The sequence below is a fragment of the Paenibacillus sp. S25 genome (genome assembly GCF_019454085.1).
Taxonomy (GTDB): Bacteria; Bacillota; Bacilli; order Paenibacillales; family Paenibacillaceae; genus Paenibacillus; species Paenibacillus polymyxa_B.
In genome coordinates this window covers 3,945,307-3,959,444 of sequence record NZ_CP073683.1, presented here as the reverse complement: position 1 = coordinate 3,959,444, position 14,138 = coordinate 3,945,307, and the positions used below count along the sequence as shown (strand labels likewise).

Below are 14,138 nucleotides of genomic sequence, written 5' to 3'. Positions count from 1 at the left end.
GAATCTTACGTTTCCAGTTTCTTTAATATTGATTTTAACTTGTCACTTAAATGCTGTGGATAGAATTGCAAAGGAACATATGGACGTTGTGCTGCTTTCAACGCTTTATACACGTCAATTTGACCATATCCGAAATATTTGTCATGCCCGGGTGTGCCCAAGTCAATTACGCTGCTTCTCATTAAATCCATAACCTCTTTGTTGGTCAGATCGGGGTTAATGGATCGAATCAGGGCAGCAAGCGCTGATACATGGGGACTGGCCATTGAAGTACCCGACAGTGCAGCATATTGGTTCCCTGGGTACGTACTGGCAATACTTGCACCTGGAGCCATGACGTCTACATAATCTCCATAGTTAGAAAAGGATGCACGGTGCATAGAAGAATCTGTAGCGGAAACGGCAAATACTTCAGGATACGCTGCTGGATAGCCAGGTCGTTCCGTATTATCATTACCTGTAGCTGCAACTAATACGACATCTTTATCATAGGCGTATTTGATCGCATCATGTAAAAATTCAGCTTGTGCGTAATTGCCCAGACTCAAATTGATGACCTTGGCCCCATGATCAGCTGCCCATATAATACCTTCTGCAACCGAGTAAGTCGTACCGGAGCCGGATTGGTCAAGAACCTTAATCGGCATGACTTTGTTGTACCATGTCATGCCAGCGACCCCCTCACCATTATTCACGAGGGCAGAAATGATGCCAGCGACGTGCGTTCCGTGACCGACGTCATCATAAGGCTTTTCAGACGGGTTTACCACGTTATGACCTGAAAGGATTTGACCTTTTAGGTCGGGGTGATCCAAATCTACTCCCGTATCTACGACAGCGACAATTACGTCCTTGCTGCCTTTGCTTAATTTCCAACCCCGGTTGGTTTCAGTAGCCGGCAGATTCCATTGATAGCGGGAAAAGAGCAAATCATTGGGGATAGAGCTGTCCGCTTTGATAGGTGTTTTCTCATTGGTTAGATACATGTAGTGAGGCTCAGTATAAAGCGGGTTCCACTTTCTTGAAAAATACTGTTTTAGTTCCTTGAAGTTCATCTTATCCGAATGAAATACATAGGTATAACCAAGCTTGCGGCCTGGCGCACAGTGTAAATCTGCTGCAATTTCCTGCAGTTGTCGTGAATCAGGATTGTGACGGAAGCGAACGACAATTTCGTTTTCGAAATAATGGCTTGCATTTTCGTTGTCGTGGCCCGTCTTGACAGTAATATCGTGCAATGTGTCGGGATGTACGGATTCGATTTTGTAGCTGCCTTCTTTTGGATAGGGAATCAAACGCAAATTCTTCCGCTGATGCTTCTCCACGTCACGCAATACTTGCTGACTGACCAGGGCAGCAACGCCGCATGTTCCGTCAGCCGATGGTTCTGCCATGACAAAAAATTTACCGCCTTCAGCCTGAAATGCAGCAGATTCGTAGGATTTATTTTGCATGACAGAACGGCGAGCCGCAGCCAAGCTGCTTTTGATTTGAGGATGACTGAGCAGACGAGTTTGTACTTTGCTGCCCGTATAGGTGCTCGTGTTCCCGTCGGGTGTGTGAATCCACAGTAACGTATGAAGATGACTGTGCGATTGCTGTAGCCTGCGGGTAAACTGTCTTTTCTGATCAGCAGTTTTACCATCAAGCTCCCGCATCACGTATTGAATATCCTGCCTTGCATCCATGCGTGTGAGGGTATCCGTAGCGGACAGGTCCAAAGCCAACATTCCTTTTTTGAGCTGCTTCTCTTGCTGTGGCACCATCTTGGCCGTATATTCGGGCTGTGGTGTATGGCGGTGATCACGGGAAGGCAGCATCAGTGTGATGAGAAGTACCCCGGCAGCTGCTCCGAGCAGGGGTTTTAACCATTTTCGCCGAGACATGGGACCGTCCTCCTTGAGTATTCATAAATTTATGGTTTAGCGTGAGGAGGTTGGCATGTTTTTATACCTTTCAATGCTCATTTGTGGTAGGATAAATACTGAAAATTACAGCTCTTTCGGTTAGAAGGGACTATTTTCGGGTAACCAAATTGATGAACAAGCAACAAATAAGGGGGAGCTGCCTTGATGTCAGCAGTCAACGTACAAAAATTATGTGAGTCGGCGCAGGAGAGACTGAAAACTGCCGTGAAACGGGTGGAAACATTCCTCAATGAGCATGCTCTGCCGCAACTGGCTGCAGATGGCAATGAGGAGTCCGTACTTTTTTACAAAGGCTTTTTGTCGGATCTCCGTCATGTCCTTGTTTTTTCCGAAGTATCTTATGAAAAGCTGGGTGTGGCTTTACGCCGTGCCAATTTTGACGTCGATTTTGCGGAAAAGGCATTGTATAACGTTTACCATGACTGCGTGAACAGCTTTTTTTATCCCAAAAATGAATCTTACGCAGAGGATGGACGCTATGCGTATACGGGACAAGATGCTATCCGCTTCCGTAAAACGCCAGTGCCAGCCGCTCGCGAAGTGATCATGGACATCACGAAAAATTTTGAAGAATTGCGTGATGATCTGACTTATTATGAAAGTGACTATTTGACTCAGCGCCGGATGCAGACTCGACGTACTCATGCCTAAAGCATTCAAACGGGGAAGATCATTTCTAATCAAAAACTAAAACAAGACAAGCAAGCCGTTTTCTACTTGCTTCCTGCCATTTTGGAGGAGGTGAAGGAAGCGGCTTTTTTCGTATGTCACCAACTGCCATATACCATGAACGCATAGGTGCAGGGTAGCGGGGGGACAATGAATCCGAGGTGATGATCATGAGCCAAGAGGCCAAGCCAATCGTTAAGTGTAGCGTAGCCAATTGCCATTATTGGGGAGAAAACAACTTGTGCAAGGCAGATTTGATCATGATTGAAGTTGATGGTCATGCCGGAAAGAAATTTAAAGAAGAATATGCGGGAGAAAGCTTCAGTTCAGAAGAACGTGATAAGGCTGCCACGTCAGCCGCAACCTGTTGCCACACTTTTAAGCCGAAGTCCGTGTGAATTTTATTACGCGATTCATTTCGCATTTGGAGGTGCAGTTTATTATGGAAGATCATGAAAACGACAAGCATCAGAATGAAGAGCATGTTAGCCGCAAACGTGTAGATTACCCCCGTCACATTCATGAACGATCTGCCAAGCGCCGTAATGATCGTGAAGAATATGCAGCAGAGGTTGCTCCCGGCTCAGCTGTGACTCGACATGAGGTCAAGGGTGAAGAGCAGGTTATAAACAATAGTGGCCGTATTTCTGGCTATATTGGTCTGGCTGCAGGAATTGCCTCATTGTTTATGTGGTCCATTGTGCTGGGACCTATTGCTGCAGTTTTAGGTTTTTTTGCTTATGTGAATGGCAGCAAAACGACCGGCATTTGGTCGATTGGTCTTGGGGCGCTGGCGACATTGAGTTATTTTGCTTTTATCCCGTTCGTTCGTTGACCCTACTGGAGGAACAAGCTCAGTTTTCTTTTGTATATCCGAGAAAATTCATCTTAGTGATATAATTACATTAAAGCTGATCTATAAAGCTCCGCTGTCTTTTCGACAGAAACGGAGCTTTTTTTCATTAAAAGGTATGGAAGTACATAGTAAAAAGTTGTATCATAGCAGTAATGACAAGCTATTTGGGATATAACAACTATAGAAAGTTGGGAACACCACATGCAAATTGATCCGCGCGTGTCCAAGTCCATGTTAGACATGCAGCTGTTAAATAATATGAGTGCTACAACCCAGACGGGTACAACTGACGCTTTTTCCGGATTACTGGAACAAGTAGGTCAGTTGGAAACAGATGGTGCTGTGACACGAGAAAATTCAAGTGATGTTACCAGAGACGAAAACGGTTTGCTATGGCTTCAATTGGGACCTTCGAGGGGGACGGCTTCGTCATTGTACCCCGCTCCTTCCAGCACAGCAACAGACGGACCCACAACACCTACAGCATATGATGATTTAATTAACGAGGCTAGCCAGAAATACGGCGTTCCAGTAGCGTTGATTAAAGCAGTTATAGATACGGAATCTTCATTTAATCCGTCGGTCACTTCTTCGGCAGGAGCCAAAGGGCTTATGCAGCTTATGGATGCTACGGCTCAAGGTCTGGGAGTCAGTGACCCATATGACCCTGTTCAAAATATTGATGCAGGTGTTCGTTATTTGTCTTACCAGATTAAACGGTTTAACGGACAAGAAAATATGGCGCTGGCTGCATATAATGCAGGTCCCGGACGGGTGCAGCGGCTTGGTGTAAATAGTGATGAACAGTTAATGGCTGTACTGGACAAGCTTCCGCTGGAAACGCAAAGATATATTACCAAAATTCAAAATGCACGTGAAAAATATACGATCTAAGCCCTATAGCTTATAACGAAAAAAAGTGCGTAATTTCAATTAGATTAGGTCCGCAGATAGGATCAATATGGGGAAAGGGTGTCGCTATAATGTAGCGGCCTTTCCCTGTTTTGGTCTTTTTTTGTTGTAGCAGTTATAGGACAGAAAGGGGAGTGCAATGAGATATTTTGATTATGCGGCGACAACTCCACCTTTTGAAGAGGTGATTACAACAGTTGCCGAGGTCATGAGACGCCACTATGGGAATCCATCTTCGATGCATCGGTATGGAGAGGACGCGGATAAGTTGCTTAAGCGTTCGCGCGAAGTATGTGCTGCGGCTTTGGGAGTGTATCCATCAGAGATTGTCTTCACATCTGGAGCAACGGAAAGCAACAATCTTGCTATTAAGGGAGCAGCTTTGCAGTATCAGACCAGAGGTAAGCATATTGTTACTGTATCGACAGAGCACCCGTCTGTGTACGAAGCTTGCAGACAACTGACAAATCTGGGCTTTGAGGTTACATTTTTACCTGTCGATGCGGAAGGGCATGTGAGCGCCGAACAGGTTTGTGCCGCTGTCCGTAAAGATACGATTTTAGTCAGTATTATGCATGTCAATAATGAGACGGGAAGGGTGCAACCGTTGCATGATATCGGAGCTGCGCTCAAGAAACAGTTCCCCCGTGTGCTATTTCATATTGACGGTGTACAGGGGTTTGGAAAGCTACCGGTTGATATTCGGGGCTGGCAGGCTGATCTGTACAGCCTCTCTGCGCATAAGCTGCGTGGACCCAAAGGTGCTGGACTACTATTCGTTCGGGAAGGTGTGGAGCTTTTCCCACTGCATAGTGGCGGCTCTCAGGAGCAGGGTTTTCGTGCAGGTACGGAAAATGTACCGCTGTTAGTCGGTATGTCTAAGGCGGTAAGGTTGGCGGGCGAACGGCAAGTAGAGACAGCACGCCGTATGACCGAGTGGAGAGAACGGGTGGTCGCAGAAGTGAAGACAATCCGTCAACTGCGGCTGAACAGCGGGGAAGAAGCGCCGCATATTGTCCACTTTTCGTATCCGGGCATGAAGGCCGAGGTATTGCTGCATACGCTGGAGCAATTGGGTGTGGTAGTATCCACCAAATCGGCGTGCTCTTCGAAATTGGCTGAACCCAGTCGGGTGCTGCTGGCGATGGGATGCAATGAGGCGGAAGCGTCTGGCGGCATTCGTATCAGCTTCGGTGATGAACATACGGAACAGGATATCGATGAGCTTATACTTGCACTGCGACAGGCTGTAGCCAAGCTGGAATCCCTTGAAAGGTGGAAACGTTAAAATGCACTATGATATGCTGTTACTTCGCTTTGGTGAATTTACATTAAAAGGGAAGAATCGGACTCGTTTTGAAAAGGCAGTACTGAATCACGTGAAGCTGCTGCTCAAACCGTTTCCCGGTGCTTCATTGCGGAAGGAATTTGGACGGATTTATGTGGTTCTCGGAGGAGAGCCTTATGAACAGATCATACAAGTGTTACAAAAAGTGTTTGGCATCACGACAATAAGTCCTGTCAAAATGGCTCCTGTCGAGCTGGGTGCTATAATTGAGACCGCTGTAGCTTTGATGCGTGAGCTGAATGTGGCCGAGGGAACGACTTTCAAGGTAAATGCCCGCAGAGTGTGGAAGGAATTTGCTCATTCTTCACAAGAGATGAACCATTTAATTGGTTCTCCTATTTTGCGAGAGTTTCAAGCTTTGAAGGTCGATGTGCATCAACCAGATATTGAGTTGCGTGTGGAGGTTAGAGAGCAGGCGGCCTATATATTCAGCGATGTTATTATGGCTGTAGGGGGCTTTCCGTTAGGAACGAACGGTAAAGCTATGCTGCTGCTGTCTGGTGGAATTGACAGCCCGGTAGCGGGGTGGTCTTCCATGCGTAGAGGATTGGAAATTGAATGTGTGCATTTTTATAGCTATCCGTTTACAAGTGAGCGTGCGAAAGAAAAGGTCATTGAATTGGCAAGGGTCTTAGCAGGCTATGCGGGTCGGATTAAAATCCACCTTGTGCCGTTTACAGAGGTGCAGACGGCCTTTACGCGCACTGGACAGGATAATCTGATTATTACGCTAATGAGACGGTCTATGTTACGAATTGCGACGATGCTGGCTGAGCGTGAAGGAGCACTGGCACTCGTGACGGGCGACAGTCTGGGGCAAGTCGCTAGTCAAACGTTATCCAGCATGAATGTGATTGGCCGTTCGACAGAATTACCATTGCTGCGACCTCTCGTAATGATGGATAAGCAGGAGATCACGGAAATCGCAAAGCAAATTGGCACCTACGATCTATCCATCCTTCCATATGAGGATTGCTGCACATTGTTTGTTCCCAAATCCCCAACCACCAATCCGAATTTGTGGGTTGTTCAAAAGATTGAAGCCTCTATTCGGGATTTAAATGCCTTGATTGAACAGGCTGTGGCTGCAACGGAGACGCTTGTCCTGGAGGCAGGTGGAGCTATAGAGGGGCGTAAAGAGGAAGTTATACAGGAAGATTGGTTTTAAAATAAAAAGGCAGACCCACCAGCTAATTGGGTCTGCCTTTTTATTTTAGTTAAAACAGTTTTTGAATCATTTTAGACGGCTTTTTCTCGACTGGATACTGCTCTGCGATTTTGAAGATATCCTGTGAGCAAAATACCAGCCATAACTGCGGCAATAAACAAGATACGCAGCGCAGGGTGCTCGGTAAAATAGGGTTCCAGCTTACGTTCTTCAGTAATCATATTAGAGGCTGTATAACCAAGCACAGCCGATCCCAAATATATAATCCAGGGGAATTTATTGATCAGTTTGATAAAAAGAGTGCTACCCCATACAACGATCGGTACGCTAATTAACAGGCCAAGCACTACAAGTAGCAAATGCTGCTGGGCCGCGCCAGCAACCGCGATCACGTTGTCCAGACCCATAGCCGCATCGGCTACAACAATCGTGCGAATAGCACCCCATAACGTTGTTCCCGCTTTGACTTCGGTATGGTCCTCCTGGTCTACGAGTAACTTGTACGCGATCCAGACTAACATGACACCCCCGATGAGTAACAACCACGGTACTTGAAGCAACCAGAGCACCACAATGGTGGCTGCTATGCGAATAAGCAGGGCACCACCGGTACCATACAGTATCGCTTTTTTTTGCGTGGTAGGAGGCAGCTTTCTGGCGGCAAGTCCAATTACAATCGCATTATCTCCTGCGAGCAGAAGGTCAATAAATATCACATTAAGCAGCAGCCAAAAGAACTGAAGTCCGGACATATCAATCGTTCTCATCTCCCTGATTAAACATCCTAAAATCATTGTATGTTGTTTATTTTAATACCCGTTTTTCGGAAATACGATTCATTATATTGCTGTTTGTTATTGATTTCAAGGTCTTTACTCAATAAATTTGACATCAATTTTTAATAAATGATGACTTATTTGACAAGGCTTATAAGCATAGCCTCGTCCTATTTCGCATACAAGTAGGATGGGGGTGTTTGTACACATGGAGCATATCATTTTGCTGTTGAAAATATTAATGATTAATTTGGTATTAAGCGGTGATAATGCGGTTGTTATAGCCATGGCGAGCAAAAACTTGCCTGCAAGGCAGCGGAGTCAAGCTATATGGTGGGGGGCAGTCGGTGCAGTCCTCCTGCGCTGTGTTTTGACTTTTGTAGCTGTCATTTTGCTGGGCATACCCTTTATTCAGGCGGCAGGCGGTCTACTTCTGTTATGGATTGCGTTTAAGCTGCTTTATGAGAATGAGGATCATGTGGGAGTCAGAGCAGAAACAACCATATGGAAGGCTATACAGGTTATTCTGGTAGCGGACTTTGTGATGAGTCTAGATAACGTATTAGCCATTGCAGCCCTAGCAGATGGGGATATCGCTATTATCGTCATTGGTATTGCAATTAGCATTCCGATTGTCGTCTGGGGCAGCAACGTGATTGCGATCTGGCTTCACCGGTTCCCTGTACTTGTTTTGCTTGGATCTGCAATCCTGGCTTTTACGGCAGGAGAAATGCTACTGCGTGATCCCCGATTGGGTGTGTGGTTAGCAGGTACGGGGGAGCTAATACATGCATGGTTACCGGGACTTTTGGGCGCAGCAGTTGTCATTGTAGGAATATATCGTCAGTTACGAGCTCGCCATATTTGAACGTAGTTTTTTTGGAAAACATCGGCTAAAATATACTTAAAAACAATCACATTAAAAGACCTAAAAACAAATTCAGCAAACAAAGGAGACCACGATGAATTCCGGAAAAGAGCGTATGGTCGGAGTGGGTATTGTTGCCGTAGGACTTATTATTTTGTTGGGGAAACTGGGGACGTTCTCCTTCTTGGGACGAAACCTTTGGCCTTTGCTGTTTTTAATACCTGGAATCGTACTGCATGCAATGTACATGAAGCGTAAAGTTTCACCCTTTATGTTGCTGCCGGCAGGGATTTTGTCGGTTTATGGCTTCTTATTTTTGCTCTGCAATATTTGGGGCTGGCATTTAATGGCCTATTTATGGCCTTTGCTACTTCTAGGTGTGGCGATTGGATTATGGCAGTACGCCATTAATGATATTTCGCTTTCTCGTAATGTTTATACAGGGGGCGTGATATTTGGGTTGATATCGGTGTTTTTACTGGTCATTACCCTGCTAAGAACGGGCATCATATATGTAATTGCAGTTTTACTGATCGGAGCTGGAATCTGGTTGGTCTTAAACAACCGTGGCAAACGCAAAAGGTAAAACGACAAGCTGTGAGATTTTATGGCGGTAAATTACGGAACAGGCAATAATGTCTTGCTTTATGACATATTTCAACTATAATATAATGGATATGATAAGAGCGTCGGAATGATTTCTGACGCTTATTTTAAGGTTTTCACGCGAATCGGAGAGAGAAGCTGTCTGTACAAAGCCTGAAACATATAGAAGGCTGGCAGGGAGTGGGCCTAAAGAACGATTGTTAGCCTTGAATCAGCACTGCTTCAGGATAGAGACACTATTTTGATATACGGAAAGGATATGGATACAAACCATGCATGCAAGAGAAAACATTCGCAATATTGCGATTATTGCCCACGTCGACCACGGAAAAACGACGCTTGTCGACAAGCTGCTTCAACAGTCCGGAACATTTAGAGAACACGAGGCTGTTCAGGAGCGCGCCATGGACTCCAACGATCTGGAGCGTGAACGCGGTATTACGATTTTGGCTAAAAATACAGCAATCACTTACAAAGATTACCTGATTAACATTGTAGATACACCGGGACACGCCGACTTTGGTGGCGAAGTGGAACGGATTATGAAAATGGTTGACGGTGTTTTGCTCGTGGTTGATGCTTACGAAGGTTGCATGCCGCAAACGAAATTCGTACTGCGTAAAGCGCTGGAACAAAATCTGACGCCTATCGTTGTAGTGAACAAAATTGACCGTCCGGCAGCTCGCCCGGCAGAAGTCATTGACGAAGTATTGGATCTGTTCATCGAGCTGGGTGCGAATGATGAGCAATTGGAATTCCCTGTTGTGTACGCTTCGGCGCTGAACGGAACATCCAGCATGGATGCTGAAAAGCAAGACGACAACATGCAAGCATTGTACGAAACAGTTGTAGAGCACATTCCGGCTCCAACTGAGAAAGTAGATGAGCCTCTTCAATTCCTCGTAACACTGATGGACTATAACGAATACCTTGGCCGAATTGCAGTAGGTCGTGTAAACCGCGGTATCATCAAGCAGGGGCAAGCAGTCACAGTTATGCAGCGTGATGGTAGCAGTAAATCAGCGCGTATTGAGAAGCTGTTCGGCTTCCAAGGTCTGAAACGTATTGAAACTGACCAAGCGGGCGCTGGTGACATTGTAGCGATTGCGGGAATTAAAGATATCAACATCGGTGAAACCATTGCCGATCCGAATCATCCTGAAGCATTGCCTGTACTGAAGATTGATGAGCCAACGCTGCAAATGACCTTCCTGGTTAACAACAGCCCATTCGCAGGTCGCGATGGTAAGTGGGTAACATCCCGTAAATTGCGTGAGCGTCTTCTGAAAGAACTCGAAACGGATGTCAGCTTACGTGTTGATGAAACAGATAGCCCGGACGCCTTTATTGTATCCGGACGTGGTGAGTTGCATCTGGGTATCCTGATTGAAAACATGCGTCGTGAAGGTTACGAACTGCAAGTGTCCAAACCAGAAGTTATCGTCAAGGAAATTGATGGTAAGAAAATGGAGCCAATCGAACGTCTCCTCATTGATATTCCGGAAGAAAGCATGGGCGCGGTTATGGAAAGTTTGGGCTCCCGTAAAGCCGAAATGGTTAACATGATTAATAACGGCACCGGACAGGTTCGCTTGGAATTCTTGATCCCTGCACGTGGTCTGATCGGTTACACTACAAACTTCCTGACTTTGACTCGTGGTTACGGCGTAATGAACCATGCGTTTGACAGCTATGGACCATTTGTTGGTGGTCAAGTAGGTGGACGTCATCAGGGTGTTCTCGTGTCAACGGAAAACGGCAGCTCTACATTTTATGGTATGCTGGGCGTAGAAGATCGCGGTATTTTGTTCCTGGAGCCAGGTACTGAAATCTATGAGGGCATGATCGTTGGGGAGCACACACGTGATAACGACATCGTCGTTAACATTTGTAAAGAAAAACAATTGACAAACGTTCGTTCAGCAACAAAAGACGATACAGTTAAACTGAAAACACCTGTTATCTTCTCTCTGGAGCAGGCGCTCGAATATCTGAATGATGATGAGTATTGCGAAATTACACCTAATGCCATCCGTTTGCGTAAAAAGATCTTGAACAAAGGTGAACGCGAGCGTGCGGAGAAGCAACGTAAAACAGCACAAGCAAATACGTAATTGATTGGATTGGTCTTTGGCCACAGCGGCGACGCCCGGGAACGGGATGCGCCGCTGTGTGTGTTTTAGGATTGTAAACTTGGAGAAAGCGATATTTCTCAAAACGCAGGAAAAGGTGTTGAAGCATGAGTAATCTTTCGAACGGATTGCCTCCCCGGACACAAAGCGGGAAAAAATCCGCCAAACCGAAAAAAACGAAAAAGAAAAAAAGCTTTTTCAGATCGTTTATGAAGTTTGTCTTGTTTCTGCTCATTATAGGTATTTTGGCAGCAGGTGGTTATACCTACTATCTTTACAATCAGGTAGAGGAAGTTTTGGATACGGGGATCAACAAGGAAGTACCCAAAACACAATTGGCTGAAGCTAAGCCTTTGACTATCTTATTGCTAGGAACCGATTACCGCCCTGATCATCCGACTTATTTGTCAGATGTTATTATGGTAGCTACCTTAAACCCCAATACCAAATCGTCTACCATCGTGTCCTTACCACGCGATACGCGTCTAGAAATGGATGGATATAAACCACGCAAGTTGAATGAGTATTATCCGGTGTTTAAGGCTAGAGAGAAAGAATCTGGTGAAGTTGCTGAAGAACAAATGAAGAAGATGATCGGCAAATATTTAAACATTGATATCGATTATGTGACGGTTATTAACTTCCAGGGCTTTAGAGATGTAGTAGATAATTTGGGTGGCGTAGATGTGACGGTTGATAAAAACATGTGTTATCGTGACCGTGCAGATGGTACCGATATTAACCTGACAGCTGGAGCCAAGCATTTGAACGGTGATCAGGCTCTTGATTTTGTTCGCTACCGAAAATCGAATTGTCGTCCAAGAACAGCTGAATCTGACGATTTTGATCGCAATCGTCGACAAAATCAGGTGCTTCATTCCCTAATTGACCAAATGCAATCCTTTAACGCTTTGACCAAGTTTAGCGCAATTATTAAATCGGTTGATAAGAATATGATGACAGATATCGAGTCACAGCAAATGAAAAATATCGTACAAACCTATTGGAATATTTCCAAGCAAAATGTGAAATACAATCCGGTGGCGGGAACGTGGCGTAGCCCGTATGTGTACATTGATGAGCAACAGCTCGATTTGGCCAAACAAGCGCTACAAGAGGAATTAGCTAAAAAAGCAAGCGACACTACTGCAGCTTCTTCCAATTCCTGAGTATGTATCTTTCTCCTCTCTTATGTTATACTCGCAGCGAGTAAAGCTCTTATATAACATAAGGGGGTTGAGGTATGTCTAAAGTTATAGTGAACCAAGTCTAGGTCCAGTGAGCAATCACTGGGCCTTTTGTGTCTAATTTTAAAAATGTACAGGCTCATAGCTATCTTCACTACAACTTCTCGTTGCTTTATCTGGTGTGTGGGTTCTTTTTTCAGGGAATCAGCAAGTATTGGGTACCTGGTGAATAGGTATAGGTATGAAACACGAGATTGTCCACGCCGCTTTGGAGGGGATTTAATGAAGAAAATTTTTGTGCTGGATACGAATGTGCTGCTGCATGATCCGAAAGCCATTTTTACCTTCAAAGAACATGAAGTTGTCATTCCAGCTGTTGTTCTGGAAGAAATCGACTCCAAAAAACGCAACGCGGATGAGATTGGACGGAATGCCCGCAATGTATCGCGATTGTTAGACGGGTTGAGAGAAGTAGGTCATCTGCATAGTGGCGTTCCACTTCCCCAAGGTGGAAGGCTTAAGGTTGAATTAAACCACCGAAGCTTTTTGAAAGTTCAGGAGATGTTTGGGGAGGTTTCGAACGATAACCGGATTTTGGCGGTCGCCTTGAATTATCATCTGGAAGAGCAGGAGCAGCCTGAACCGCGTTCGGTCGTTTTGGTCAGTAAAGACGTGCTGGTCAGGATCAAGGCAGATGTATTAGGACTGCTGACCGAAGACTATCTATCCGACAGAACAGGCGATCTAAGTGAGCTATATCCCGGATACTCGGCAATACAGGTGCACCCGTCCATCATAGATGAATTTTACTCTAACCGTTTTTTACCAATCAAGCCACTGGAACTACCTTATACGCTGTATCCGCATGAATTTGTTATTCTGAAAGATGAAATGGGAACTGGAAAATCAGCTTTGCTGAAAGTGAATCAGGAGGCAGAGCGATTAGAGCCGCTGTACTTAAGTAACGAATCGGTGTGGGGAATCAGCGCGCGTAATGCTCAACAGCGGATGGCATTGGAGCTTTTGCTTAATGACGATATCCCCCTCGTGACCATTACAGGAAAAGCGGGTACGGGCAAAACGCTGCTGGCGCTGGCGGCAGGTTTGCTTAAGGTAGAGGATGAACATCGCTACAAGAAACTGCTAATTGCTCGGCCTGTTGTTCCTATGGGTAAGGATATTGGTTATTTACCGGGAGAAAAGGATGAAAAACTTCGCCCGTGGATGCAACCAATCTACGACAATCTAGAGTATCTGTTTGATGCCAAAAAATCAGGTGATATCGACAAAATTTTAATGGGCTTGGGCAGTATTCAGGTGGAGGCACTTACTTATATTCGCGGGCGTTCGATACCTGGGCAATTTATTATAGTCGATGAGGCGCAAAACTTATCCCGACATGAGATCAAAACGATTGTGTCCCGGGTGGGTGAGGGAAGCAAGATCATTTTAATGGGAGATCCGGAACAAATTGATCACCCTTACCTGGATGCAGCCAGTAACGGTCTAACCTATGTGGTGGAGCGGTTTAAGCAAGAAGGGATTAGCGGGCATATTATGTTGGAAAAAGGAGAACGCTCCAAGCTCGCACAGTTGGCAGCCGATCTACTATAAAATCCCTACCGTTATTACAATAATAAAGACCTCGGGAATATCCCGGGGTCTATTGTTTTGTACACGTAAAAATT

13 protein-coding genes are annotated in these 14,138 nt (G+C 45.4%); 11 read left to right on the top strand and 2 right to left on the bottom strand.

Translation table 11 applies throughout. From position 1 onward, the window contains the following. Nucleotides 1-5: 5 nt before the first annotated feature. Entirely contained in the window at nucleotides 6-1,886 is a 1,881-nt protein-coding gene (locus KAI37_RS17265) for a S8 family peptidase (protein ID WP_220029884.1), read from the bottom strand. A gap of 186 nt (nucleotides 1,887-2,072) precedes the next feature. On the opposite strand from KAI37_RS17265, the gene KAI37_RS17260 reads away from it, so the two are divergent. The 6 genes from KAI37_RS17260 to thiI all read left to right on the top strand — a co-directional run bounded on the left by KAI37_RS17260 (nucleotide 2,073) and on the right by thiI (nucleotide 6,881). Then, a complete protein-coding gene (locus tag KAI37_RS17260; RefSeq protein WP_029517778.1) occupies nucleotides 2,073-2,579 on the top strand; it encodes a YpuI family protein in 507 nt (168 codons plus the stop codon). Nucleotides 2,580-2,767: 188 nt separating this feature from the next. After that, nucleotides 2,768-2,995 carry a DUF1540 domain-containing protein gene (locus tag KAI37_RS17255; RefSeq protein WP_013311120.1) on the top strand — a complete coding sequence of 76 codons (228 nt, stop codon included), beginning with the start codon at nucleotides 2,768-2,770 and terminating at the stop codon, nucleotides 2,993-2,995. 44 nt (nucleotides 2,996-3,039) lie between these two features. Continuing rightward, nucleotides 3,040-3,432, top strand: coding sequence for a hypothetical protein (locus KAI37_RS17250; RefSeq protein ID WP_076293501.1), 393 nt, complete (start codon nucleotides 3,040-3,042; stop codon nucleotides 3,430-3,432). A 222-nt stretch (nucleotides 3,433-3,654) separates the two neighbouring features. Continuing rightward, nucleotides 3,655-4,347, top strand: coding sequence for a lytic transglycosylase domain-containing protein (locus tag KAI37_RS17245; protein ID WP_076293500.1), 693 nt, complete (start codon nucleotides 3,655-3,657; stop codon nucleotides 4,345-4,347). Between the two features lie 157 nt (nucleotides 4,348-4,504). Then, nucleotides 4,505-5,653: a cysteine desulfurase family protein gene (locus tag KAI37_RS17240; protein ID WP_071641788.1), complete on the top strand. Its 1,149-nt coding sequence runs from the start codon at nucleotides 4,505-4,507 to the stop codon at nucleotides 5,651-5,653. Between the two features lies 1 nt (nucleotide 5,654). Next, nucleotides 5,655-6,881: a tRNA uracil 4-sulfurtransferase ThiI gene (gene thiI / locus KAI37_RS17235; protein ID WP_071641786.1), complete on the top strand. Its 1,227-nt coding sequence runs from the start codon at nucleotides 5,655-5,657 to the stop codon at nucleotides 6,879-6,881. 71 nt (nucleotides 6,882-6,952) lie between these two features. On the opposite strand, the gene KAI37_RS17230 is transcribed toward thiI, so the two are convergent. Beyond that, nucleotides 6,953-7,648, bottom strand: a complete 696-nt coding sequence (locus KAI37_RS17230; RefSeq protein WP_220029883.1) for a TerC family protein — start codon at nucleotides 7,646-7,648, stop codon at nucleotides 6,953-6,955. A gap of 217 nt (nucleotides 7,649-7,865) precedes the next feature. Between KAI37_RS17230 and KAI37_RS17225 the strand changes: the two genes are divergently transcribed. The 5 genes from KAI37_RS17225 to KAI37_RS17205 all read left to right on the top strand — a co-directional run bounded on the left by KAI37_RS17225 (nucleotide 7,866) and on the right by KAI37_RS17205 (nucleotide 14,064). Next, nucleotides 7,866-8,525 carry a TerC family protein gene (locus KAI37_RS17225; RefSeq protein ID WP_071641784.1) on the top strand — a complete coding sequence of 220 codons (660 nt, stop codon included), beginning with the start codon at nucleotides 7,866-7,868 and terminating at the stop codon, nucleotides 8,523-8,525. A 94-nt stretch (nucleotides 8,526-8,619) separates the two neighbouring features. Continuing rightward, nucleotides 8,620-9,111, top strand: coding sequence for a hypothetical protein (locus KAI37_RS17220; protein WP_220029882.1), 492 nt, complete (start codon nucleotides 8,620-8,622; stop codon nucleotides 9,109-9,111). Between the two features lie 292 nt (nucleotides 9,112-9,403). Next, entirely contained in the window at nucleotides 9,404-11,245 is a 1,842-nt protein-coding gene (typA, locus tag KAI37_RS17215) for a translational GTPase TypA (protein WP_013311112.1), read from the top strand. 125 nt (nucleotides 11,246-11,370) lie between these two features. Further along, complete coding sequence (locus KAI37_RS17210; protein WP_068942355.1) at nucleotides 11,371-12,432, top strand: LCP family protein; 1,062 nt, start codon at nucleotides 11,371-11,373, stop codon at nucleotides 12,430-12,432. 300 nt (nucleotides 12,433-12,732) lie between these two features. Then, entirely contained in the window at nucleotides 12,733-14,064 is a 1,332-nt protein-coding gene (locus tag KAI37_RS17205; RefSeq protein WP_025722103.1) for a PhoH family protein, read from the top strand. The last annotated feature ends 74 nt before the right edge of the window (nucleotides 14,065-14,138 follow it).